This window comes from Sphingopyxis sp. 550A (assembly GCF_053569535.1).
Genome location: NZ_CM131615.1, coordinates 2090650 through 2115669, shown reverse-complemented (window position 1 = coordinate 2115669; position 25020 = coordinate 2090650). Strand labels below are relative to the sequence as shown.

The following is a 25020-nucleotide window of genomic DNA, read 5'->3' as shown; positions in this document are numbered from 1 at the left end:
GTAAAATTAACCGACAGTTGAGACCTCGGCGCTAGGGTCGGCATCTGAAAGGGCCAGGCTTTTCGATGTTCCGTCTGTTCAAACATTATGTGCCGCATGCCGTGGTCTGGCTGGCGCTGGTCGAGTTCATCGCGCTGCTCGGCTCGGCCGAGGCGGCCTGGCATATCTATGCCCATCTTTCCGGCTTCGACGCCGGGACGTTCGGCGAGCGCTGGGCGCGGATCGCGACCTTCGCGCTGTCCAATTCGCTCGCGATGATGGCGACCGGAATGTATGGCAGCGAGGCGCTGCGATCGATGAAGTTCGCGACCGCGCGCCTGCTGGCCGCGGTTTCGCTTGGCGTAATCTTCATCTCGGTCGTCGGCTTTCTGCTGCCTTCCGCGACATTGTGGCGCGTCAACAGCCTCTATGCGATGGGACTGGCGATCGCGGCCCTGTTCGTGATCCGGCTCGCGCTGACGCAGGTGGCGGGCGCCGAAGCGTTCAGGCGGCGCATCCTGGTGCTCGGCGCGGGCAAGCGCGCGGCGCGGCTGCGGGCGCTCGCCGACGCGCCGGGCAGCGGCCTTGCCATCGCGGGGTTCGTCGCCATGTCGGGCAGCGAGCGCGCGGTGCCGGACGCGGTTCCGCGCGAGGCGATCTCCAGCCTGTCGGATCACGCCGTCGCGCTCGGCGCGGGCGAGGTGGTGCTGGCGATGGAGGAGCGCCGCGGCGCGCTGCCGCTGGCCGACCTGCTGCGCGTCAAGACCACGGGCGTGCACGTCAACGACATCGCGAGCTTCATCGAGCGTGAGACGGGGCGCGTCGACCTGGCGACGACCAACCCGAGCGCGCTCATCTTTTCCGACGGCTTTTCGGCGGGACAGCGTATCTCGCGCGTCGGCAAGCGCGTGTTCGACATCGTCGCGAGCCTGTTGGTGCTCGTCGTCGGATTGCCGCTGATCCTGATCGCCGGAATCGCGGTCAAGTGCGACAGCCGGGGGCCGGTCTTCTATCGCCAGTCGCGCGTCGGCCTCTATGGCGAAGCCTATGACATATTGAAGATCCGCTCGATGCGCACCGATGCCGAGGCGGCGGGCAAGGCGGTGTGGGCGAGCGAGAACGATCCGCGCGTCACGCGCGTCGGTCATGTCATCCGCAAGCTTCGCATCGACGAACTGCCGCAGCTCTGGTGCGTGCTCAAGGGCGAGATGAGCATCGTCGGCCCGCGCCCCGAGCGGCCGAGCTTCGTCGAGGAACTGACCCGCGAACTGCCCTATTATGCCGAGCGGCACATGGTGAAGCCGGGGCTGACCGGCTGGGCGCAGATCAACTATCCCTATGGTGCGTCGATCGAGGATGCGCGGGTGAAGCTGGAATATGACCTCTATTACGCCAAGAATTATTCGCCCTTCCTCGACCTGCTGATCCTGCTCCAGACGGTACGCGTCGTGCTGTGGCCCGAGGGCGCGCGCTGACGGTGGCGACGCTCGGCGCCCTGTCGCAGCCTTTGTCGGCGCTGGCGTTCGCGGGTTTCGGCGGCGTCGCGCTATGGCTGCTTTCGCGGCCGCGCGAACGCATGGCGGCGCTGATGCCGGCGCCGCGCTGGCTGGTCGTCGCCGCGATCGCGAGCGCCGTCTGGTGTGCCGCGCTCTATCGTTTCGCGCCCGGATCGTCGCAGGCGATGGTGGCGCGGTCGCTCCGCGACCTGGCGATGCTCGGCTGGCTCGGCGCGACCTTCTGGCCGGCGCCCGCACCGATGCCGGCACCGCTGCGCCTGATCCTTCGCCTGCTCGTCACGATCGCCGCGATCACGCTGGTCGGCGGAATCGCGGTGCATATGCGGAGCGCGGCGGCCGGCGCGTGGCTGGGCCCGACGCTTGGCGTATCGGCGATGATCGTTGCGGTCGGCGGACTGCTGCTCGTCGATGGCGCGGCGCGCCGGGCGAGCGCGGGCCTCCGGATGCCGGTGATGGCGGTCGCGGGCGGTTTCGCGATGCTCTGGGCCTATGAGCTCAATGTCCAGCTGATCGGGGCGCTGACCGGCAAGCCCGCGTCGACGCTGATCCACCTGATCCCCGCAGTCGCGCTGATGATGGCGCCGACCTTCGTCCTCGCGGCGATGGATGTCGGGCGCGAGCGCATCCGGCTGTCGCGCAGCGTCGCGACGCGCACGCTGGTCCTGCTCGGTGCCGCGGCCTATCTGATCCTGATCGGGCTCGCCGGCGCGGTCGCGCGGCTGGTCGGCGGCGATTACGGCGAACTGGCGCAGGGCGTCTTCCTGATCGTCGCGCTCGGCACCGGCGGGCTGTTGCTGCTGTCGGCGCGGACGCGCGCGTGGCTGGCAGTGATGATCTCGAAACATTTCTTCGAGCATCGCTATGACTATCGCGCCGAATGGATGCGCTTCACCGCGACGCTGGCGCAAGGAGACGGCGAGGACGACCGCAACCTGCACCGCCGCGTGGCGAAGGCGCTTGCGGAGCTGACCGGCAGCCCCGGCGCGCTGCTCCTGCTGCCCGACGCGCAGGGGGCGTTCCGCGTCGCCGAGCAATGGCATTGGCCCGCGGGTCTGGAGGAGGGGGCGGCGCTGCCGCTGCGGTCGAGCTTCATGTTGCAGGAAAGCCGGCACATCGTCGACCTCGATGCCGAGCGCCGCGGGGCCGTGCCCGATGGGGAGGGCCTTGCGATCCCCGACTGGCTGCTCGACGACACGCGCGCCTGGGTCGTGGTGCCCGTGCTGCATTTCCAGCGGATGATCGCGGTGGCGGTGCTGCATCGCCCGCCGGTGTCGCGCGCGCTCGACTGGGAAGACCTCGACGTGCTGCGCATCGCGGGGCAGCAGGCGGCGAGCTACCTTGCCGAATCGCAGAGTCTGGAGGCGCTGTCCGAGGCGAAGCGCTTCGACGAGTTCAACCGCCGCTTCGCCTTCATCATGCACGACATCAAGAATCTGGCGAGCCAGCTCTCGCTGCTCGCGCGCAATGCCGAGCGGCATGCCGACAAGCCCGAATTCCGCGCCGACATGATCGGGACGCTCAAGATTTCGGCCGGGCGCCTGTCCGACCTGCTCGTCCGCCTGTCGCCGCGCGAGCGCCGCGCGGTGGAGGCGGGACGGACGCTCGTCGAGCCGCTGCTGCGCGACGTCGCGGCCGAGGTGCGGCCGCGCCGCGCGCTCTTCGTCGGCTGTCAGGCGGGGCTTGCGGCGTGGGGCGACGCGGCATCGATCCGCCAGATCGTCCAGCATCTCGTCGCCAATGCGATCGACGCCTCGCCCGCCGACACGCCGGTGCAGGTCGTCGCGGTCGCCGAGCAGGGGCGGGCGCGGATCGACGTGATCGACCAGGGCGGCGGCATGACGCGCGCCTTCATCCGCGACGAATTGTTCAAGCCCTTCGTGTCGACCAAGGACGGCGGTTTCGGGCTGGGCGCGTTCGAGGCGCTGGGGCTCGCGCAGGCGATGGGCGGGGCGATCGAGGTCGCGAGCGAGCCGGGGAAGGGCAGCGATTTCACGCTGTGGCTGCCGCTGGCCGACGCGCGCGAGGATGCCGGAACAGGGGAGCCTTTGGGGAAAGTGGCATAGGATGAGGGACGCGGGGACCGAAGCGCAGACATTGCTGATCGTCGAGGACGACCCGGGGCTGCAGGCGCAGCTCAAATGGGCTTATGACGATTATCGCGTGCTGATCGCGGGCGATCACGACAGCGCGATCGAACTGCTGCGCGCCGAGGAACCGGCGGTGGTGACGCTCGACCTCGGCCTGCCGCCCGATCCCGACGGCACGCGCGAGGGGTTTCGGGTGCTGAAGGCGATCCTGGCGAACAAGCCCGATACCAAGGTCATCGTCGTATCGGGGCATGGCGAGCGTGCGAGCGCGCTGACGGCGATCGCCAGCGGAGCATGGGATTTCTACCAGAAGCCGATCGACATCGAGGAACTGGGGCTGATCGTCCGCCGCGCCTTTCATGTCCGCGACCTCGAGGTCGAGAATGCGCGGCTCGCGAGCCAGGGGGCGGGCGATCATCGCGTCCTCGGCGGAATGATCACCGGCGCGCCCGAAATGATCAAGGTCGCGCGCACGATCGAGCGGGTCGCCGATCTCGACGTATCGGTGATGCTGCTCGGTGCGAGCGGCACCGGCAAGGAATTGCTGGCGCGCGGGCTGCACGAGGCGAGCGGGCGGCGCGACGGTGCTTTCGTCGCGATCAACTGCGCCGCCATCCCCGAGAATCTGCTCGAAAGCGAATTGTTCGGGCATGAGAAGGGAGCATTCACCGGCGCGGTCAAGACGACCGAAGGCAAGATCGAGCTGGCGCACGGCGGCACTTTGTTCCTCGACGAGGTCGGCGACATTCCGCTGCCGCTGCAGGTCAAGCTGCTGCGCTTTTTGCAGGAGCGGACGATCGAACGGATCGGCGGACGCAAGGCGATTGCGGTCGATACGCGCATCGTCTGCGCGACGCACCGCGATCTCGATGCGATGATCGCCGAGGGCAGCTTCCGCGATGACCTCTATTACCGGCTCGCCGAAATGGTGGTGAAGATTCCGTCGCTCGCCGAGCGGCCCGGCGACGCGGTGCTGCTCGCGCGCCATTTCCTCCATCAATATGCGCCCGCGATGAACCCCTCGGTCCGCGGCTTCGCGCCCGACGCGCTGCAGGCGATCGATGAAGGGCGCTGGCCGGGCAATGTCCGCGAACTGGAGAATCGTATCAAGCGCGCCGTCATCATGGCCGACGGCAGGTTGGTGATGCGCGAGGATCTGGACCTGGGGAGCGACGGCGAGAGCGACGAAAGCTGGCTCAACTTGCGCGCGGCGCGCGAGGCGGCCGACCGCGTCGCGATCCGCCGCGCGATGATGCAGAGCGAAGGCAATATCTCGTCGGCGGCGAAGCTGCTCGGGATCAGCCGCCCGACGCTCTATGACCTGCTCAAGCAATATCGGATGCAGGCCTGAATGACGCTGGCCCGGCCTTTACTGGCGTCGCTGATCGCGGCGGCAGCCTTGGCCGGTTGCGGCGACGCGCGTCCGGACGGTCCGCGCCAGCAATGGCTGGCACGCAGCGCCGAATTGCAGCGCACGATCGCCGACGATCCGGCGGCGATCCGGCCGCGCGTCGAACTGGCGCGCGCGCAGCTGCGGCTGGGCAACGGCCCGGGTGCCGAGGCATCGGTCAAGGCGGCACTCGCGGCGGGGGCGAACGACGACTATCTGCGCCCGCTGCTCGCACGCGCCTATGCGTTGCAGGGCGATGGCAAGCGCGCACTCGCGGCGCTCGACGCCGGGCCGATCGCGCCCGAGATGATCGGCGAAGCGGCGTGGGTCGCGGGCGACGTCCACCTCGCCGACGGCGATCTGGGCGCGGCGCGCGACGCCTATGATCGGGCGGTGCGCGAACGGCCGCGCGATTCGGCGCTGTGGGTCGACATCGCGCGTTTTCGCGATGCCAATGCCGATACGCTGGGCGCGCGCGACGCGGTCGATTTCGCGATCGAACTCGACGGACGGAATAGCGCGGCGCTGGCATATAAGGCCAATCTGACCCGCACGCAGGACGGGCTGAACGCTTCGCTCGGCTGGTATGAAAAGGCGCTCGCTGCCGATCCCGACAACGCCGACGCACTGATCGACCAGGCGGCGACGCTCGGCGACCTTGGCCGCTACCGGGACATGCTCGCGGCGCTGCGCCATGCCGCGACGCTCGTCCCGCGCGATCCCCGGCTCTATTATCTCCAGGCCGTTCTCGCCGCGCGCGCGGGCCGCTATGCCCTCGCGCGCAGCCTGCTTCAGCGCACGCGCGGCGAACTCGACGATCAACCCGGCGTCATGCTGCTCAGCGCGATCGTCGAACTCGAACTGGGCGGCCAGGCGGTGGCGGTGAACTGGGCCGAGCGGCTGATTGCCGAGCAGCCGCATAATCTGACCGCTCGCCGTATTCTGGCGGCCGCCAATTGGGCCGACGGCGATGCCGATGCCGCCGCCGAGGCGCTGGAGCCCATCATCGACCGGACGGATGCCGATAGCTGGTCGCTGCTTCTGGCGGCGCGCGTGGCGTCGGAGTTGGGGCGCAAGGGGGAAGCGGCCGACGATACGGCGCGCGCGGCGGCACTGGCGCCTGGCGAGGCGGGGCCGTTCGCGGTCGACAATGGCTATGGATCGCTCGCGGCCGCCGCCGACGCCGCGCCGCTCGACCCTGCGCGGGCGGTCCCCGCGATTTCCGCCGACATGGCGGCGGGGAATTATGGCAGCGCGATCGCGCGCGCGATGCGACTGCGCGATGCGAACCGCGGGGTCGCCGACGCGCATATCCTGCTCGGCGACGCGGCGCTTGCGGGCGGGCGTTTCGGGCTGGCGGTCGAATCCTATCGCGCCGCGCGCGCCCTCGACGCGGGCGAACGCACGACGCTGCGGCTCGCCAACGCGCTGTTCCGCGCCGGCGATCCTGCCGGTTCGGGCGCCGCGATTCTGACGCTGCGCGACAGCCAGCCATCGAGCATCGCCGCCGATCGGCTGGCGGGGCATCTGGCGATGGATATCGAACATTGGGATCAGGCGGCCGCGCATTTCGAGCGGGTGCAGCGCCGGATCGGCAACCGTGATGCCGTGATCCTGCGCGATCTGGCGCGCGCCTATGCCGCCGAGGGAGCGCGCGACCGCGCCCTGCCGCTGATCGCCATGGCGTATCGATTGCAACCGCTGAACGGCGAGATCATGCTCCTCTATGCCGACCTGCTCGAGCAGCGGGGCAACCGGCAGGCGGCGCAGGATTTGCGCGACAAGGCCGGGCAGATCGGGCGGTAAGGCGAGCTGCGGCTGGCTGTTTTGGGGTGGGAAGCGGCCATTGAAGGATGGCGCTGATTTCCCCTCCCGCTTGCGGGAGGGGCAGCGAGACTTACGAACTTTGTTCGTTAGTCGCAGCGGGGTGGGCCATCGCGACGTCGCTGCCCACCCCCGACCCCTCCCGCCTGCGGGAGGGGAGAAGAGTGGCCGCTTCTGGTCGAAACCCGCCGTTAGGCTTACGCCTCGCTCAGGTCGAGCAGCTCGCGCGCATCCAACCCGATGCGGCGCATCTGCTGGGCGACCGGGGGCCAGATGTTGGCCAGGAAATCCTCGCGCATCAGGTCGCGCAGCCGGTCGGTCGCGCCTTCGGCGACGAACATGCCGACCCCGCGCTTCACCGTGACCAGCGCCTCGTCCTGAAAGGTCTGATAGGCCTTGGCGACCGTCAGCGGATTGGCGCCTTCCTCGGCGGCGAGCGACCGCACCGAGGGCAGCATGTCGCCGTCGCGGTAGGTGCCGTCGAGAATCGCGTTGGCGATGGTGTCGCGCAGACGCTGGTACACGGGTTTGGATTGATCGAGCATGGCGCCTTAATGCCATAAGACAGCAGCACAGTCAAATCAGGATATTAGGTAACAGAGCCCTCGTTTGATATTATATGTCCCAGGCGCTCACGACATCGTCATATTCCGGGCGCGGCCGTTCGGAAAGGTCGGCGCCCGCCGTGCCGAGGAAGAAATAGCCGACGATCGTGTCGCCCGCGTGGGCGCCGAAGGCACGGGCGACCGCGGGGCTATAGGCGGCCCAGCCCGTCAGCCAGCTTCCCACGAAGCCATGCGCGTGCGCGGCGTGGAGCAGGTTCATGCCGACTGCGCCCGCCGACATCTGCTGCTCCCACAGCGGAATCTTGCTGTCGGTGACCGGGGTCGAGAGCAGCACGATCAGGGTGGGAGCCTGATGCGCGAACTGGTCGAACGCCGACAGGTCCATGCCCGCGGCGCCGGGATTCTCATCGACCCACGCCTGCTTGAGCAATTGGGCGAACGCATCCCGCTGGTCGTCGGCGACCGTCACGATCCGCCACGGCGCGAGCTTGCCGTGATCGGGGGTGCGCAGCGCGAGCGCGATGATGGTGCGCAGCGTCGCAGCGTCGGGACCGGGCGCGACCATGTCGCGCGCCTTGCCCGAGCGGCGGGTGGCGAGATGCGAGCGGAGCGAGGAGGTGTCGTTGAACATGGGGCGTCCTTTGGGCGTCTTTCCGCCGCCGCGCAAGTGTTGCGAACGGTTCGCAATAAATTCACGGCGGTCGACATGGTTTCACGCGCAATTAGATTCTTCCCTTGCGCAATTTTCGCGCTAGGTTGCCCGATATGCGCGGCAAAAAACGCCGCAGACACGACAATCGGGGTAAGGGACGCAATCGCATGAAAGACATGGCCTTGTGGAATGAAGGGGACTGGATCGCGGTCATCGCGCTCGTCCTCCTCGCTGTATTCCTCAGCATCGGCGCGCTGATCGCGGGCAGCAAGAAACCCGAATTCGCGGGCCATCCCAAGGGCCTCTACATGCTCTTCTTCGCCGAGATGTGGGAGCGTTTTTCCTATTACGGCATGCGGGCGCTGCTGATCTTCTACCTGACGCAGCACTGGCTGTTCTCGGACGGCAAGGCGAATCTGATCTATGGCGCCTATACCGCGCTCGTCTATATCACCCCGGTGCTTGGCGGTTATCTCGCCGACCGCTATCTGGGGCAGCGCAAGGCGGTGCTGTTCGGCGGCGTGCTGCTCGCGCTCGGCCATTTGTTCATGGCGTTCGAGGGCGATCACGGCATCACCGACGCCGCGACCAAGCAGGCCGATGGCGCCATCAACATCTTCTGGCTCGCGCTTGCGCTGATCATCGTCGGCTCGGGCTTCCTGAAAGCCAATATTTCGGTGATGGTCGGCCAGCTCTATCGCCTGACCGACCTGCGCCGCGACGCCGCTTACACCATCTTCTATATGGGGATTAACGTTGGTGCCGCGCTCGGCACCATCCTCGTCGGCTATCTGGGGCAGAAGATCGGCTGGTCCTATGGCTTCGGTCTCGCGGGTATTGGCATGGTCGCGGGGCTGATCGTCTTCGTGCTCGGCAAGAAGGTGCTGCTCGGCGCCGGCGAAGCCCCCGCGCCGCTTGCGCGGCAGAAGGAATTCGCGATCTACGGCATCGGCCTCGCCGCGGTTGCGGTGATGTGGGCGCTTGTTCAATATCAGGGCGTCATCCAGAATCTGCTGATCGTCTCGGGCGTCGCGCTGCTCGGCTATGTCCTCTACGAGAGCTTCAAGCTCGACAAGGAACCGCGCGAGCGCATGTTCGCGATCCTCTTCCTGATCGCGCTGAACCCGCTGTTCTGGGGGCTGTTCGAACAGGCGGGCGGCAGCTTCAACCTCTACACCGACCGCTATGTCGACAAGGGCGGCGTGCCCGCGTCGGTGTTCCAGTCGATCAACCCCATCTATATCATCCTGTTCGCGCCGATGTTCGCGGCGCTGTGGCAATGGCTCGGCAAGCGCGGGCTCGAGCCGTCGGCGCCCGCGAAATTCGCGCTGGCGCTGGCGCAGGTCGGCGCGGGTTTCCTCGTCTTCGTCTGGGGCGCGAACAGCGTCGGTCCCGAGGTGGCGACGCCGGTGCTCTTCGTCTTCCTGCTCTATATGCTCCACACGACCGGCGAGCTCTGCCTGTCGCCCGTCGGGCTCAGCGCAATGAACCGGCTGGCGCCGAGCTTCCTCGCCTCGCTGATCATGGGGGCCTGGTTCTACATGACCGCGGTCGGCAATTTCGTCGCGGGCAAGATCGGCGAAGCGACCGGCGGCGAGAGCGGCGACATGACCAAGGAGGCGACGCTCGCCATCTATCAGGAGATCGGCCTGATCACGATCGGCGTCAGCATCGTCGTGCTGGCGCTGTCGCCGATCGTGAAGAAGTGGATGCACCTCGATACGCTGCGCGATCGTCAGGACGCGGTGGCCGGCGAGAGCGAGCTTGGCGAAGCGCAGGCCGCGGGGGTCCATCCCGAACCCAGGGGGGCATGACGATGATCGGGGGCGTGAAGGGCGGGCTGCTCGCCGCGGTGTCGCTGGCGCTCGTCGGCTGCGCGGCGACGGGAACCGAAGCGAAATCGGCGAGCGACAAGCCGGCCGCGACGGTCGCGGTCGACCGGCCAGCGCGGTTCGACAAGGACCCCTATCCCTCGACCTACAAGCCCTATCCCTCGCGCCTGACGGTGGTGAGGAACGTCACCATCTTCGACGGTGAGGGCGGGCGGATCGACCATGGCTCGATCGTCCTGTCGAGCGGCAAGGTCCTGTCGCTCGGCGGCCCCGACATGGACTTGCCGACCGACGCCGACGTCTATGACGGGACGGGCAAATTTCTGACCCCCGGCGTGATCGACATCCACAGCCACCTCGGCGACTATCCGAGCCCGAGCGTCGAGGGTCTTTCGGACGGCAATGAAGCGACGAGCCCGGTGACGCCCGAGGTCTGGGCCGAGCACAGCGTCTGGCCGCAGGACCCGGGCTTTACCCGCGCGCTCGTCAATGGCGGCATCACGACGCTCGAAATCCTGCCGGGCAGCGCGAACCTGATGGGCGGCCGCTCGGTCGTGCTCAAGAATGTGCCCGCGCGCACCGTGCAGGGGATGAAATTCCCCGGCGCGCCCTATGGTCTCAAGATGGCGTGCGGCGAGAATCCGAAGCGCGTCTATGGCAACAAGGGTCGGATGCCCTCGACCCGCATGGGCAATATGGCGGTCGACCGCCAGACCTGGGCGAAAGCGGTCGCTTACAAGAAGAAACTCGACGAGGGGAAAGCCGTCGACCGCGATCTGGCGATGGAAACGCTGGTGGGCGTGCTGTCGGGCGAGATTCTGATCCAGAACCATTGCTACCGCGCCGACGAAATGGCGAACGTCATCGATATGAGCCACGAGTTCGGCTACAAGGTCGCAGCCTTCCACCATGCGGTCGAGGCGTACAAGATCGCCGACCTGCTCAAGAAGGAGGACATCTGCGTCGCGATGTGGGCCGACTGGTGGGGCTTCAAGATGGAAGCCTATGATTCGGTGCCCGAGAATATCGCGCTGGTGTACAAGGCGGGGGCCTGCACGGTCGTCCATTCGGACGACGCGAACCAGATTCAGCGCCTCAATCAGGAAGCCGCCAAGGCGCTCGCCGCCGGGCGCCGCATGGGGATGCAGATCAGCGACGAACAGGCATGGACCTGGCTCGGCATCAATCCTGCGAAGGCGATTGGCCTGGCTGACAGGGTCGGTAGCCTGAAACCCGGCAAGATGGCCGACGTCGTGCTGTGGAACGGCAATCCGTTCAGCGTCTATACCCGCCCCGAAAAGGTCTGGATCGACGGGGCGCTGATGTTCGACGCGAACGATCCGAAACGGCGGCCGGTGACCGACTTCGAACTGGGGCAGCCGGGCGAGGGGGATGTGAAATGATCCGCACGCTTCTTCTTTCCGCCGCCGCGCTGATCGCGCTTCCCGCAGCCGCGCAGGATATCGCCATCACCAACGCGAAACTCGTCATCGGCGACGGTAGCGCGCCGGTCGATGGCGGCACCGTCGTCGTGCGCGGCGGCAAGGTCATTGCCGCCGGGCGCGGCGTTGCGGTTCCCGCGGGCGTCGAAAGCGTCGATGCTGAGGGCCGTTACGTCACCCCCGGCATCGTTGCGGCGTTCAGCCGTGTCGGGTTGGTCGAGGTCGATTCGGTGGCGGGCAGCAACGACCGTTCGGCAAGCCGGTCGCGCTTTTCGGCGGGGCTCGACATCGCGCCCGCGCTCAACCCGATGGGCTCGCCGGTCGCGGTCAATCGCGCGGCGGGCGTCACCCGCGCGATTGTCGCGCCGGGGGACAGCAGCAATTTGTTCGCGGGGCAGGGCGCGGTCATCGACTTGGCCGACGACATGGATATGGTGACGAAACCGCGCGCGCTGCAGTTCGTCGCCTTCGGCGAGGACGGATCGGCGAAGGCGGGCGGCAGCCGCGCCGCGACCTTCCTGCTGTTCCGCGAGCAGTTGCTCGCCGCGCGCAGTTATGCCCGCAACCCTGCGACGCTCGCCGAATGGGGCAACGACGCGATGATCCAGCGCGCCGACGCCGAGGCGCTGGTGCGGGTGATCAACGGCGCGACGCCGCTATTCGTCCGCGTCGACCGCGCCGCCGACATATTGAACGTGCTGAAGCTGAAGGGAGATTTTCCCGCGCTGAAACTCGTTCTCGTCGGGGCGACCGAAGGCTGGCTCGTCGCGCGCGAGATTGCGGCGGCGAAAGTGCCGGCGATCGTCTCGCCGCTCAGCGACCTGCCCGACAGTTTCGAGCGGCTGGGTGCGACCCAGTCGAACGCTGGGCGGCTGGAGGCGGCCGGGGTCGATGTGTCGGTCGGCGTCTTCGACGACGACGATGCGCACAAGATGGGCTATACCACCCAATATGCGGGCAACCTCGTCGGCCTGACGAAGCTGCCGGGTGCGAGCGGGCTGACGTGGGATCAGGCCTTTGCCGCGATAACCAGCGCCCCGGCGCGCGCGGTGGGGATGGAGGGCAGCATCGGCTCGCTGAAACCGGGCCGCGCCGGCGACGTCGTGATCTGGGATCATGATCCGCTCGAACTCGGCAGCCGCCCGGTGCAGATATGGATCGACGGCAAGCGCCAGTCGCTGACCACGCGTCAGGACCGCCTGCGCGACCGGTATCTGACGCCCGAGGAAGGCGCGTTGCCGAAGGCGTATGATCGGTGATTACAGGTGATGGCAGCGTTTGTTTTTCCCATTTCGTCATCCCGGCGAAGGCCGGGATCTCGACCTAGCGATATTACGCTCGGGTGAGATCCCGGCCTTCGCCGGGATGACAAGGAAATGGACGGCGGCGCTGGGAGGAGAGGACTCCGATGCAGCCCATTTCGCTTCTTGTCGTCACCGGCGCATTGTTCGTCGGCTCGCATCTTGCCCTGTCGCACCCGCTGCGCGACGGGCTGGCGCGAGGGCTCGGCGAGCGCGGATTCCTGATCGTCTATTCGGTCGTCGCGATCGCGACCTTCGTCCTGATGGTGCAGGCGTTTCGCGGCCTGCCGCCCGAGCCGCCGCTCTGGACCGTCGGCGATCCGCCGTGGGCGGTCGCTTCGCTGCTCGTGCTGCTCGCGAGCATCCTGTTCATGGGGTCGCTGATCGGCAATCCCGCGCTGCCCGCGCCGGGTGCCGCAGCGAGCGCGCAGGGCGCGCCGCGCGGGGTCTTCGCGATCACCCGCCACCCGATGATGTGGGGCTTTGCGCTCTGGGCGCTCGCGCATGTGCTGGTGATGCCGACGCCGGGTCAGATTGCGCTGTCGGCGATCATCGCCTTTCTCGCGCTCGTCGGATCGGCGGGGCAGGACGCGAAGAAAGCGCGTCTGATGGGCGATGCGTGGCGGCACTGGGCCGCGCGGACGAGCTTCATTCCCTTCGCCCGGCAGGTCGCGGGCACGACCCCATGGGGCAACACCATCCCGCGCGGACATGCCTTGTTTGGCGGAATAGTGCTGTGGCTCGCCGCGACCTGGGCGCATGGTGCGCTCGGCTATATGGTCGCGGGGATCTGGCGCTGGGTGGGATAGGGCGCGATGAATCAAGAGGAAAAAGTCGCTGACCTGTCGCTGCGCCTGCTCGGCCGCGCTTACGACCAACTCGACGGGGGCGAGCAGCGCGTCATTCTTGCGATCGCCGAACGCGCGCCGACGAGCCGCAGCCCGGACGGCGGCGATGACGACCCCGATCCGTCGCAGACGAGCTTCGGCGAACGCTTGGCCGACCGTGTCGCGGCGATCGGCGGATCGTGGGGGTTCATCATCGGCTTTGCGATCGTGCTGTTCGTGTGGATGCTGATCAACTCGAAAGCGTTCGAGGGTTTGGGGCTCAGCTTCGACCCGTTTCCCTTCATCTTTCTCAATCTGATGCTGTCGATGCTGGCCGCGATCCAGGCGCCGGTGATCATGATGAGCCAGAACCGGCAGGCGGCGAAGGACCGGTTGACCGAGAAACTGGATTATGAGATCAACCTGCGCGCCGAGCTGGAGATCATGCGGCTGCACGAAAAGCTCGATCAGATGCGGTTTCACGAGCTTCGCGAGAAGGTCGAGGACTTGTGCGAGCGGTTGGATCGGAGGGGGTAGGGGGACGGCGGCTTTGGGGTGGGGAGCGGGCATTCCCAGCCACTTTCGTCATCCCGGCGAAGGCCGGGATCTCACCCTATCGTAATGACGCACCAGCGAGATCCCCGCCTACGCCGGGATGACGGAGTTCGGTCGAAACCCGGAAATCCTACAGCCGCACCATCCGCATACCTTGTTCCCCATAGCGCGGACCGCTCGTCCCGCCCACCGGCGCGGCGGCTTCGATCGCAGCGAGGTCGTTGGCGGTCAGGGTGAGGTCGGCGGCGGCGACGCTGTCCTCCATCGTCGCGCGACGCTTGGTGCCGGGGATCGGCACGATGTCGTCCCCCTGTGCGAGCAGCCAGGCGAGTGCGACCTGCGCGTTCGACACGCCATGTTTTGCAGCGACCCCGGCGATCGCGTCGACGATCGCGAGGTTTGCGGGCAGATTCTCATCCGAATAACGCGGGTCGTTTCGCCGCCAGTCGTTCTCCGGCAGTTCGTCGCGGCTGCGCACGGCGCCCGCGAGGAAGCCGCGGCCGAGCGGCGAATAGGGGACGAAGCCGATGCCGTGCTCGCGGCAGACGGGCAGGATTTCGGCCTCGACGTCGCGCTCCCAGATCGAATATTCGCTCTGCAAGGCGGTGATCGGCGCCGCCTTGGCGGCGCGGCGCAGCGTTTCGGGGCCGGCCTCGGACAGCGCGATGTGGCGGACCTTGCCTTCCTTGACGAGCTCCATCATCGCGCCGACCGTATCCTCGATCGGCACCGAGGGGTCGACGCGGTGCTGATAGAAGAGGTCGATCGTGTCGATGCCGAGCCGCTGGAGCGAACCTTCGCAGGCGCGGCGCGCATTTTCGGGCGAGCCATCGACGCCGACGATCTGCTTGCCGTCGAATTTGAAGCCGAATTTGGTGGCGATGACGAGCCCCTCGCGCTTGCCGCGGATCGCTTCGCCGAGCAGTTCCTCGTTGCTGAACGGGCCATAGATTTCGGCGGTATCAAAAAAGGTGACGCCAAGGTCGATCGCGCGGTGGATCGTCCGCATCGCCTCGTCCATGTCGGCGGCCTCGCCATAGAGGATATTGCCGCCCTTGATCATCGGCATACAGCCGATGCCGATCGCGGAGACGGTGAGACCCTGGCCGAGCTTGCGATATTTCATGGCGTTTCTCCTGTGCTGTCGCTGTCGACTCCATCGGCGGCGAATTTGGTGGCGGCGACATCGGCGATAACATTGCCGATGGTCCGAAAGATGTCGGGAAAGGTCTCGACCGCGACGAGCAGCCCCAACGGCGCGACGGGCACCCCCATCGCGATCGCGATCGGCGCGATCGAGGTGACGAAGCTGATCGACCCGGGCAGGCTGACCGAAGAGAGCGCCGCCGCCAGCGCGACCGCGAGGCCGACCGCCAGCGCCCATGGCGACAGCGAAATGCCGAACAGCCACGCGACATAGACGACCACCGCGAGGTTCATCGCCGGGCTGGTGAAGCGGAACAGCGCGACCGCGAGCGGCAGCACGACGTCGGCCTTCTTGGGATCGACGCCCAGATCGGCGGTCGCGCGCAGCATCGCGGGCAGGCTGGCGAGCGAGCTTTGGGTGCTGAGCGCCACCGCGAAGGGCGGTACCATCGCGCGGAGGAAGCGCGGCAGGGGAATGCCGGCGACGAGCACCGCGAGCAGCAGGCCGAGCAGGATCGTCGCGGCCCCGATTGCCGAGAGCATCAGCACATAATGGAGCAGCCCGCCGAAGGCCGAGACCCCGGCCTTGACCGCGAGCGCATAGCCGAGCGCGAAGACGCCGATCGGCGCGAGTGCGAGCACCCAGCCGATGACCACGAGCATCGCGTCGCCGAGCGCCTTGAACAGGCCCGACAGGATCGCGCGCTCGGCGCCGCCGACGCGGGTGATCGCGAAAGCGAAGATGGTGGTGAAGACGATCAGCGGCAGGATCGCGGTTTCCGCCGCGGCGGCGATCGGATTGGTCGGGATGAGTGACAGCAGGAAGTCGGCGAAGCTCGGCGACGCCCCCGTGCCGGGGGTTCCGCCGAGCCCGTGGCGCAGCCCTTCGGCGGCAGCGGACGAAAGCGGAAAGAGCTTCAGGAGAAGCGGCAGCAGCAGCAGCGTCATCAGTCCGGCGAGAATATTGGCGCCGATGAAGGTCGCGACCGCGCGCCCCGCGAGCTTGCCCGCGCGCGCGGCGTCGGCGGTGGCGGTGATGCCGGTGACGAGCAACGCGACGACGAGCGGGACGATCGTCATCTTGAGCGCGTTCAGCCACAGGATACCCACCGGTTCGATGAAAGGCAGCGAGGCGGTGCCGGTGTCGGGGGACGCCATCTCGATCCCGATCCCGAGCAACATGCCGGCGACCAGCGCCGAAAGGATGATCCATGCCGATTTCAAGTTCAAATCCCCCAAAGGAAGAGAGCCCAGCTTGCCAAGCAAAAACGGGTGACCTAGGGCCTCCCTATATGCCGGGGTCGGCTCTTGTCCTGCGACCCGGATTAAGTAGCAGAGGTGGCATGCGCAAGTTTTTCGGAACCGACGGGATTCGCGGACTGACCAATCAGGTTCCGATGACCGCGGAGGTCGCGATGCGCGTCGGCATGGCGGCGGGCGCGCATTTCCTGCGCGGCGCCCACAAGCATCGCGTCGTGATCGGCAAGGATACGCGATTGTCGGGCTATATGCTCGAAAATGCGCTGGTCGCGGGCTTCACCAGCGTCGGCATGGACGTGGTGCAGGTCGGGCCGATGCCGACCCCGGCGGTCGCGATGCTGACGCGATCGATGCGCGCCGACCTCGGCGTCATGATCTCGGCGAGCCACAATCCCTATGCCGACAACGGCATCAAATTATTCGGCCCCGACGGCTATAAATTGTCCGACGAGGACGAGGCGCAGATCGAGCAGCGGCTGACGCAGGAGCCGGCGCTCGCCCAGCCTGCGCATGTCGGCCGCGCGAAGCGTATCGAGGACGCGCGCGGCCGCTATATCCACGACGTGAAGCAGAGCCTGCCCGAATCGGTCCGGCTCGACGGCCTCAGGATCGTGCTCGATTGTGCCAACGGCGCCGCCTATAACAGCGCGCCGACGGTGTTCTGGGAATTGGGGGCCGACGTCGTCGCGATCGGGGTCGAGCCCAACGGCGTCAACATCAACGACCGCTGCGGTTCGACCGCCCCCGGCCTGCTCCAGGAAACCGTGGTCGCGAGCGGTGCCGACATCGGCGTCGCGCTCGACGGCGACGCCGACCGGCTGATCGTCGTCGATGAAAAGGGCGCGATCGTCGACGGCGACCAGATCATGGGGCTGATCGGCGCGAGCTGGGCGCGGCAGGGGCTGCTGAAAGGCGGTGGGATCGTCGCGACGGTGATGTCGAACCTGGGGCTCGAACGCTTTCTGGAGGGCGAGGGGCTGCGGCTCGAACGCACCAAGGTCGGCGACCGCTACGTGCTCGAGCGGATGAAGAGCGGCGGGTTCAACGTCGGCGGCGAGCAGTCGGGGCATATGATCCTGTCGGATCATGCGACGACCGGCGACGGCACGCTCGCGGCGCTGCAGGTGCTCGCCGAGCTGGTGCGGTCGGAAAAACCCGCGAGCGAATTGCTGCACCAATTCGATCCGGTGCCGCAGCTTTTGAAGAATGTCCGCTTCGCCGGCGGCAAGCCGCTCGAGAATGGCGACGTCCAGGCGGCGATCGCCGAGGGCGAAGCGGCACTGAACGGCCGCGGCCGCCTCGTCATCCGTACCTCAGGCACCGAACCGGTGATCCGGGTGATGGCCGAAGGCGACGATGCCGGGCAGGTCGAACAGGTGGTCGACATGATCTGCGATGCGGTGCGTGTCGCGGCCGCGAATTGAGCACCGAATAGTCTCCCCCCGTTCGTGCTGAGCTTGTCGAAGCACCGTTCTCTTCTCTATGAACGGTGCAGGAAGAACGGCCCTTCGACAAGCTCAGGGCGAACGGCCTTTAAGGAATATCCATATGCTTGAAATGCGACCCGATTGCGAACGTTGCGGCCGCGATCTGCCCGCCGACATCCACGGCGCGTTCATCTGCTCGTTCGAGTGCACCTTCTGCGCGACCTGCGCCGACAAGCTCGACGAGCGCTGCCCCAATTGCGGCGGCGACCTGCTCGACCGACCGCTGCGCGAGGGCGCGGCGCTGCACAAATTCCCGGCTTCGACGGAGCGAAAGTTCAAGCGTTGACTGCACGCGTTCTGATTATTGCCGGCTCCGACAGCGGCGGCGGTGCGGGCATCCAGGCCGACATCAAGGCGGTGACGATGCTCGGCGGCCACGCGATGACCGCGATCACCGCGATCACCGCGCAGAATACGCTGGGCGTGCAGGGCGTCCATGCGATCCCGACCGACATGGTGCTCGCGCAGATCGACAGCGTCGCATCGGACATCGGCGTCGATGCGGTGAAGATCGGCATGATCGGCAGCGCGGAGACGGCCGCCGCGGTCGCCGAGCGACTGACGCGGCCCGATCTGGCCGAGGTCGCGGTGGTGTTCGATCCGGTGATGATCGCGACGAGCGGATCGGTGCTCGCCGATGCCGCGACGATCGCGGCGTTTCGCGCGCTGCTGAATCGCGCGATGGTCGCGACCCCGAACCTGCCCGAGCTCGAAGCGCTCGGCGGCGAAGAGGCGGTGCTCGCGCATGGCTGCTCGCTGCTGGTGAAGGGCGGCCATGCCGAGGGCGAGACGGTGATCGACCGCCTCTTCGAAACCGGCGAGGGTGAGGTCGCGCGCTGGGAAGCGCCGCGCATCGACACGCCGCACAGCCACGGCACCGGCTGCACGCTGGCGAGCGCGATCGCGACCGGGCTGGCGCAGGGGATGCCGCTGGAACCCGCGATCGCGCGCGCGCGCGATTTCGTACGGCTGTCGCTGCTCGATGCGCCGGGGCTGGGGAGCGGGCATGGCCCGATGGGACAGCAGGCGGTGCGCAACGACGGACTGTTCACCGGACCCGCGCTCAACCAGATCACGCTGCCGGCGAACGATTATGCGGCGTCGGTCGCTTTCTACAAGCAACTCGGCCTGACGCAGATCGTCGACAGCCCTGAAAATGGATACGCAAGGTTCGAGGCCGCGAATGGCGTGACCCTGTCGATTCATGTCGGCGATGGCACGGCGGGCGGCACGACGACCTATCTGGAAAGCGGCGCCCTCGATGCCTGGGTCGCCTATCTCGCCCGGCGCGGGGTGCCGTTCGAGCAGATGCCGAAGGACGAGGAATGGGGCTGGCGCGAGGCGCGGCTGACCGATCCCTCTGGCAATCGCCTCTGCCTCTATCAGGCGGGCGAATATCGGAGATACCCGCCGTGGCGGATCTAGCTCCCCTCCCGCTTGCGGGAGGGGCTGGGGGAGGGCATGTTTCCCGCGTGCCCGATCTCGACAGACCCTCCCCTGACCCCTCCCGCAAGCGGGAGGGGGACCAATGATCGTCGGCGTCGACGAAGCCGGGCGCGGGCCGCTTGCGGGGCCGGTCGTCGCGGCGGCGGTGCTGCTATGCGAGGGCGGCATCGCCGGGCTCGACGACAGCAAGAAGCTGACCGCGAAACGCCGCGGCGAGTTGGAGATTCTGATCAAGGCACGCTGCCGCTGGGGCGTCGGCGAGGCAAGCGTCGCGGAGATCGACCGCATCAACATCCTGCAGGCGACCTTCCTCGCGATGGCCCGCGCGGTCGAGGCGCTGGGCTTTGACCCGCACGAGGTGCTGGTCGACGGCAACCGCCTGCCCAAATGGCGCTACCGCGCGCGCGCGATCGTCGGCGGCGACGCGCTCCATCCGTGCATTTCGGCGGCGAGCATCATCGCCAAGGAGCATCGCGACCGCTTCATGGTCGCCGCGGCGCGCGACTATCCGGGCTTTGGCTGGGAACGAAATATGGGCTATGGCACGCCCGAACATATGACGGCGCTGCGCAAGCATGGGCCGACGCCGCACCACCGCGCGAGCTTCGCACCGGTCGCGCAGCTCATGCTGATCTGACGGACGGGAGAGGGCGATGCGCAGCGGATTCACGGCCGATGACGTTGCGACCCAGAGCGGACGGCGCTTCCTGATCACCGGCGCCAACGCCGGGATCGGTTTCGAGGCGGCGAAGCTGCTGGCGGCGCGCGGCGCGCATGTCGTGCTCGCCTGCCGCGACGCGGGCCGCGCCGAGGCGGCGATGGACCGCATCCGCGCCGATACGCCCGCCGCCGACCTGTCGTTCCAGCCGCTCGACCTCGCCGATCTCGATCAGGTGAAGGAGGCGGCGAAAGTGGTGCTGGCGGGGCCGCGGATCGATGCGCTGATCAACAACGCCGGGGTGATGATCCCGCCGCGGACGCTGACGAAGCAGGGGTATGAGCTGCAATTCGGGGTCAACCACCTCGGCACCTTCGCCTTCACCGGGCTGGTCCACGGCCATGTCGACGACCGCATCGTCGTCACCGCCAGCCTTGCGCACAAGGGTGGGGCGATGGATTACAGCGACCTTGGCGCGCAGCGCAGCTATCATCACTGGCAGCGCTACCAGACGAGCAAGCTCGCGAACCTGCTCTTCATGTTCGAGCTCGACCGGCGGCTCAGCGCCGCGGGCCGCGCGACGCAGGCGATCGGCTGTCATCCGGGCGTCGCGCTGACCGAGCTCACGCGGCACCTGCCGTTCCCGCTGCGCGGCATGACGCCGCTCGCGACCCCCTTCTTCAACAGCGCGGCGCAGGGCGCCTGGCCGACCTTGCAGGCGGCGACCGGCGCGCATGTGCAGGGCGGCGACTATCTGGGGCCGCAGGGCCTGGGCGAGATATCGGGGCGTTCGGGCCCGGCGCGCGCCAGCGGCAAGGCGCGCGACCCGAAACCGGCGCGCGAGCTGTGGAACCGTTCGATCGATCTCACCGGCGTCGATCCGGGGCTGTGAAAGGGACGCGGGGGATGGCGCAGCATCTTATGGGCGCGGGCCCGCTGCACGACGCCGCCGGGCATCTGATCGACCCCGGCTATGCGACGCGCGAGGTGCGCCGCTACGACCGCGCCGCGATCGCCGCCAATCCGGCGCGGATCAAGGAATGGGATTATTATTGCGTGCTCGATGCCGATTTCGGGCTCGCATTGACCGTCGCCGACAATGGCTATGTGGGCTTTCTCGGCGTGTCGTGGATGGATTTGCGGGGACGGAGCTTCGTCAATCACGGTGCGCTGGTCGCGGAACCGATGGGCGGCATGGCGCTGCCGCCGAGCGCCGATCGCGGTGATATCGTTCAAACGCAGGGCGGGCTCGAACTCGCTTTCCGGCACGAGCCCGGCGGACGGCGGCTGACCGTCCATGCGCCCGATTTCGACGACGGTCGCGGGCTGTCGGGCGAGATCTGGCTCGATCAGCCCGCGATGGACCGGATGGTGATCGCAACGCCCTTCGCCGACGATATGCAGGCCTTTTACTACAACCAGAAGATCAACTGCATGCCAGCGCAGGGGCGTGTGAAAAACGGGTCCGAATCGCATGATTTCGTGCCGGAAACTGGCTTTGCGGTGCTCGACTGGGGGCGCGGCGTCTGGACCTATGACAATGTCTGGTATTGGGGATCGGCGTCGGGGCTGGTCGACGGACGCCCGTTCGGTTTCAACATCGGCTACGGTTTTGGCGACACCTCGGCGGCGAGCGAGAATATGCTGTTCGTCGATGGCCGCGCGCACAAGCTCGATCAGGTGACCTTCCATATGCCCAATGGCGCGCCCGACAGCGCGCCGTGGCGCTTTACGAGTAACGACGGCCGCTTCGAGATGGATTTCGCGCCCGCGGTCAACCGCTGGGCGAAGGTCGATGCCGGGATGGTCCAGACCGAGCAGGATCAGGTCTTCGGCTATTTCTCCGGCCGAGCGATCCTCGACGACGGCACCGCGCTGACCGTCCGCGACCTGCCGGGCTTCGCCGAGAAGGTCTCGAACCGCTGGTAGCCATCGCTGCGCGAAATTTTTTCCGCGAGTGAGTCCCGATCGTCACACCACCAGTGGTTGAGTCCGCGAGTCGCGACAGACTCCATATGTCGTGGCAGACTCCTTTCGTTCTCCTCCCCTTAACCATTTCGACACGCGGAATCCCTAGAGTCCTGGGCTTGACGGCGGACTCCGCCGGACTCATCAAGGCCTTCTTTGCAATGGAAACAGGGGCAAGCGGCATGGGTGTGATGGAACGGGTCAAGGCCCCGGCGGCGAAGCAGCGGACACCGAAGGCGGTTCCGGCCGACCTGCCGCTCGACAGCATCCTGCAGGGCGATTGCATCGATATGATGCGCTCGCTGCCCGCCGCGTCGATCGACATGATCTTCGCCGATCCGCCCTATAATCTGCAACTCGGCGGCGACCTGCATCGCCCCGACGGCAGCCAGGTCGATGCGGTCGACGACGAATGGGACAAGTTCGACAGCCTCGCGACCTATGACCGCTTCACCCATGCGTGGCTGAAGGAAGCGAAACGCATCCTGAAGCCCGGCGGCAGCATCTGGGTCATCGGCAGCTATCACAATATCTTCCGCGTCGGAGCTGCCTTGCAGGATCAAGGCTATTGGATCCTCAACGACATCGTGTGGCGCAAGGCGAACCCGATGCCCAATTTCAAGGGCACGCGTTTCACCAACGCGCACGAGACGCTCATCTGGGCCTCGATGGGAGAGAAGGCGCGCTACACCTTCAACTATCGCGCGATGAAGACGCTCAATGACGAATTGCAGATGCGCAGCGACTGGCTGATCCCGATCTGCGGCGGGCAGGAGCGGCTGAAGAAGGGCGGGCACAAGGTCCACCCGACGCAGAAGCCCGAGGCCTTGCTCTATCGCATCCTGCTCGCCTGCTCGAACCCCGGCGACGTGATCCTCGACCCCTTTTTCGGCACCGGCACCACCGGAGCGGTCGCGAAGCGCCTCGGCCGCCATTTCATCGGCATCGAGCGCGAGGATGATTATATCGCGGCGGCGAAAGAGCGCATCGAAATGGCGCTGCCGCTCGACGAGAGCACGGTAAAGACGATGATGGCGCCGAAAGCCGCGACGCGCGTCGCCTTCGGGACGCTCGTCGAAGGCGGAATGATCGCGCCAGGATCGGTGCTGACCGACGCCAAACGCCGCTGGAAGGCGGTAGTGCGCGTCGACGGCTCGCTCGATTGCGCCGGACAGGACGCGGGGTCGATCCACAAGGTCGGCGCCGGCGTTCAGGGCGCGCCAAGCTGCAACGGCTGGACTTTCTGGCATATCGACGACGGCAAGCAATTGCGCGTGATCGACGCGGTGCGGCAGGACTGGCTGCTCGCGAACGAGGCGTAATAGACTGCGTCATTGCGAGCGAAGCGAAGCAATCCAGGGTTCGCGTAAACCGCTCTGGATTGCTTCGCTTCGCTCGCAATGACGGAAAAAGGGTAGGGATTATGTTCGCTCCGCTGACCAAACCCGACCTCGGCACGACGTGGGAAGACGCGCGCGTCTACCTCCGCCCGGCCTGCTTCGTCGATCGTCCGCACGAGCTGGACGACGCCTGCCTGCGCCTTGCCGACACGATGGTCTGGTTCGCGGCGTGGCACGTCAGCCTGCGCGACGACGGCAGCGTCAAATCGGCGATCGTTCCGGTGCCCGAACTCGACGCGTGGATCGCGGCGATGCCCGACCGGCTCGCCGAAGCTACAACGGCGCAGCGCGCCGCGGTGGCGCGCCCGCGCGGCAATCTCCAGCTCGGCGAGCGCGTCGTGCGGCTGGGCGAGCCGCAGCTCATGGGCATCCTCAACGTCACCCCCGACAGCTTCTCGGACGGCGGCAAGCATGTCGACACCGCGGCGGCGGTCGACGCGGGTTTCGCCATGGCGTCGGCGGGCGCTGCGATTGTCGATGTCGGCGGCGAATCGACTCGGCCGGGCGCGCCGCTGATTTGGGAAGGCGACGAGATCGGCCGCGTCGAAGGCGTCGTTTCGGCGCTTGCGAAGGGCGGCGTCGCGGTGTCGATCGACACGCGCAAGGCCGCTGTGATGGAGGCCGCGCTGGCGGCCGGCGCGACGATCGTTAACGATATTTCGGCACTCCGCTACGACGAGCGGGCGATGGAGGTCGTCGTACGGGCCGGCTGCCCGGTCGTGCTGATGCACGCGCCGTCGGCGAAGAGCGATCCGCACGAGGGCGGCTCTTATGAGCACCCCGTTTTCGACGTCTACGACCTGCTCGCCGAGCGCGTCACGGCGTGCAAGGCGGCGGGGATTGACCCCGCGAAGATCATCGTCGATCCGGGCATCGGCTTCGGCAAGGGTGTCGGCGATAATCTGGCGCTGGTGAACGCGCTGGCGCTGTTCCACACGCTCGGTTGTCCGCTGTTGTTCGGCGCCAGCCGCAAGCGGATGATCGGGGCGCTCGATAATGAGGCACCCGCCGACGCGCGGCTGGGCGGTAGCGTGGCGCTGCATTATCAGGCGGCGACGCAGGGTGCGCAGTTGCTGCGCGTGCATGACGTGGCGGAGAACCGGCAGGCACTGCGGGTATGGCGCGGGCTCAGAGATGCGGCGTTGACGGGGTGACAGTCAGCTAAAATGCGCTCCAGTTGATGCGCTTCTTGCCTTGCTTCTTGCGAAGAGATTTGCGCCCAATCAACTTTGAATGAATTTCAAAGTTCTCATCGATTTTGACGATAAGAATCTTGCTGAAGTTTCTGCTGAGATTCAGTTCGATAATGTTGGTTGATTTGATCGGACTAATGGTCTTGATCTCGATCAGGTCATTTCCCAATCGGCCATCTGAACCCTGTGCGTAGTTCCGGTGAAGCCGGATTCCATATTTTATCGCGCCATGCAGCTCGCCGAGATCGCCATAAACTTGCAGATGCTTGCCGGTAAGGTCGTGATAATCCCTAGCCGTACCGAGTAGACGGTCGAAGATTTCTGTGAGACGGGGATCGGGGTCGAATGGTGCTTCGCTCGCTTCCGGTTGTTCGATAACTTCGTCGAAATCTTCATCTTCGCCGAAGTCGTCCCAACTCATCCATTCGCCATCGCCCAGATATAAGGCATCGCTGTTCGGTGGGTTGTCATATATTCTCATATTTGCTCT

Annotated in this window: 22 protein-coding genes; 17 read left to right on the top strand and 5 right to left on the bottom strand. The window is 66.8% G+C overall.

Features of this window, described 5'->3' with window-relative positions; translation table 11 throughout:
* Positions 1-65 precede the first annotated feature (65 nt).
* Genes ACVENA_RS10270 through ACVENA_RS10255 form a run of 4 tightly spaced genes read left to right on the top strand, consistent with a single transcriptional unit; the run spans position 66 to position 6779 of the window.
* The gene (locus tag ACVENA_RS10270; protein ID WP_449328704.1) at positions 66-1454 is read left to right on the top strand and encodes a TIGR03013 family XrtA/PEP-CTERM system glycosyltransferase; all 1389 of its coding nucleotides are present in this window, start codon (positions 66-68) and stop codon (positions 1452-1454) included.
* Between the two features lie 2 nt (positions 1455-1456).
* Positions 1457-3559, top strand: a complete 2103-nt coding sequence (prsK, locus tag ACVENA_RS10265; RefSeq protein ID WP_449328703.1) for an XrtA/PEP-CTERM system histidine kinase PrsK — start codon at positions 1457-1459, stop codon at positions 3557-3559.
* A gap of 1 nt (position 3560) precedes the next feature.
* Positions 3561-4934, top strand: coding sequence for a PEP-CTERM-box response regulator transcription factor (gene prsR, locus ACVENA_RS10260; protein ID WP_449328702.1), 1374 nt, complete (start codon positions 3561-3563; stop codon positions 4932-4934).
* Complete coding sequence (locus tag ACVENA_RS10255; RefSeq protein WP_449328701.1) at positions 4935-6779, top strand: tetratricopeptide repeat protein; 1845 nt, start codon at positions 4935-4937, stop codon at positions 6777-6779.
* Positions 6780-6994: 215 nt separating this feature from the next.
* Here ACVENA_RS10255 and ACVENA_RS10250 read toward each other — a convergent pair whose 3' ends face one another.
* Together ACVENA_RS10250 and ACVENA_RS10245 are read right to left on the bottom strand one after the other, a co-directional pair.
* Positions 6995-7342, bottom strand: coding sequence for a GntR family transcriptional regulator (locus ACVENA_RS10250; RefSeq protein WP_449328700.1), 348 nt, complete (start codon positions 7340-7342; stop codon positions 6995-6997).
* Positions 7343-7412: 70 nt separating this feature from the next.
* Positions 7413-7994 (bottom strand): nitroreductase family protein, encoded by a 582-nt coding sequence (locus ACVENA_RS10245; protein ID WP_449328699.1) that lies wholly within the window; start codon positions 7992-7994, stop codon positions 7413-7415.
* 188 nt (positions 7995-8182) lie between these two features.
* Between ACVENA_RS10245 and ACVENA_RS10240 the strand changes: the two genes are divergently transcribed.
* The 5 genes from ACVENA_RS10240 (at position 8183) to ACVENA_RS10220 (ending at position 13954) form a co-directional block, all read left to right on the top strand.
* Positions 8183-9829, top strand: coding sequence for a peptide MFS transporter (locus tag ACVENA_RS10240; RefSeq protein ID WP_449328698.1), 1647 nt, complete (start codon positions 8183-8185; stop codon positions 9827-9829).
* Between the two features lie 2 nt (positions 9830-9831).
* Positions 9832-11250: an amidohydrolase gene (locus ACVENA_RS10235; RefSeq protein ID WP_449328923.1), complete on the top strand. Its 1419-nt coding sequence runs from the start codon at positions 9832-9834 to the stop codon at positions 11248-11250.
* Positions 11247-12548, top strand: coding sequence for an amidohydrolase family protein (locus ACVENA_RS10230; RefSeq protein ID WP_449328697.1), 1302 nt, complete (start codon positions 11247-11249; stop codon positions 12546-12548). Before ACVENA_RS10235 ends, ACVENA_RS10230 begins: the two co-directional genes overlap by 4 nt.
* Positions 12549-12697: 149 nt before the next feature.
* A complete protein-coding gene (locus tag ACVENA_RS10225; protein ID WP_449328696.1) occupies positions 12698-13399 on the top strand; it encodes an NnrU family protein in 702 nt (233 codons plus the stop codon).
* A gap of 6 nt (positions 13400-13405) precedes the next feature.
* Positions 13406-13954 carry a DUF1003 domain-containing protein gene (locus ACVENA_RS10220; protein ID WP_449328695.1) on the top strand — a complete coding sequence of 183 codons (549 nt, stop codon included), beginning with the start codon at positions 13406-13408 and terminating at the stop codon, positions 13952-13954.
* Between the two features lie 148 nt (positions 13955-14102).
* On the opposite strand, the gene ACVENA_RS10215 is transcribed toward ACVENA_RS10220, so the two are convergent.
* Together ACVENA_RS10215 and ACVENA_RS10210 are read right to left on the bottom strand one after the other, a co-directional pair.
* Positions 14103-15098, bottom strand: a complete 996-nt coding sequence (locus ACVENA_RS10215) for an aldo/keto reductase (protein WP_449328694.1) — start codon at positions 15096-15098, stop codon at positions 14103-14105.
* Positions 15095-16342: a dicarboxylate/amino acid:cation symporter gene (locus ACVENA_RS10210; RefSeq protein ID WP_449328693.1), complete on the bottom strand. Its 1248-nt coding sequence runs from the start codon at positions 16340-16342 to the stop codon at positions 15095-15097. Before ACVENA_RS10210 ends, ACVENA_RS10215 begins: the two co-directional genes overlap by 4 nt.
* Positions 16343-16461: 119 nt before the next feature.
* On the opposite strand from ACVENA_RS10210, the gene glmM reads away from it, so the two are divergent.
* The 8 genes from glmM (at position 16462) to folP (ending at position 24491) form a co-directional block, all read left to right on the top strand.
* Positions 16462-17802: a phosphoglucosamine mutase gene (gene glmM / locus ACVENA_RS10205; protein ID WP_449328692.1), complete on the top strand. Its 1341-nt coding sequence runs from the start codon at positions 16462-16464 to the stop codon at positions 17800-17802.
* Between the two features lie 124 nt (positions 17803-17926).
* Positions 17927-18151, top strand: a complete 225-nt coding sequence (locus ACVENA_RS10200) for a DUF1272 domain-containing protein (RefSeq protein WP_257550621.1) — start codon at positions 17927-17929, stop codon at positions 18149-18151.
* On the top strand, positions 18148-19290 hold the full coding sequence (gene thiD / locus ACVENA_RS10195; RefSeq protein ID WP_449328691.1) for a bifunctional hydroxymethylpyrimidine kinase/phosphomethylpyrimidine kinase: 1143 nt from the start codon (positions 18148-18150) through the stop codon (positions 19288-19290). Before ACVENA_RS10200 ends, thiD begins: the two co-directional genes overlap by 4 nt.
* 103 nt (positions 19291-19393) lie before the next feature.
* Entirely contained in the window at positions 19394-19948 is a 555-nt protein-coding gene (locus ACVENA_RS10190) for a ribonuclease HII (RefSeq protein ID WP_449328690.1), read from the top strand.
* A 16-nt stretch (positions 19949-19964) separates the two neighbouring features.
* Positions 19965-20861 (top strand): oxidoreductase, encoded by an 897-nt coding sequence (locus ACVENA_RS10185; protein ID WP_449328689.1) that lies wholly within the window; start codon positions 19965-19967, stop codon positions 20859-20861.
* A 14-nt stretch (positions 20862-20875) separates the two neighbouring features.
* Positions 20876-21898, top strand: a complete 1023-nt coding sequence (locus ACVENA_RS10180) for a DUF2804 domain-containing protein (protein WP_449328688.1) — start codon at positions 20876-20878, stop codon at positions 21896-21898.
* 221 nt (positions 21899-22119) lie between these two features.
* Entirely contained in the window at positions 22120-23259 is a 1140-nt protein-coding gene (locus tag ACVENA_RS10175; RefSeq protein WP_306998976.1) for a site-specific DNA-methyltransferase, read from the top strand.
* A 101-nt stretch (positions 23260-23360) separates the two neighbouring features.
* Entirely contained in the window at positions 23361-24491 is a 1131-nt protein-coding gene (gene folP, locus ACVENA_RS10170; RefSeq protein ID WP_449328687.1) for a dihydropteroate synthase, read from the top strand.
* 7 nt (positions 24492-24498) lie between these two features.
* Here folP and ACVENA_RS10165 read toward each other — a convergent pair whose 3' ends face one another.
* A complete protein-coding gene (locus ACVENA_RS10165; protein WP_449328686.1) occupies positions 24499-25011 on the bottom strand; it encodes a hypothetical protein in 513 nt (170 codons plus the stop codon).
* Positions 25012-25020: the final 9 nt, after the last annotated feature.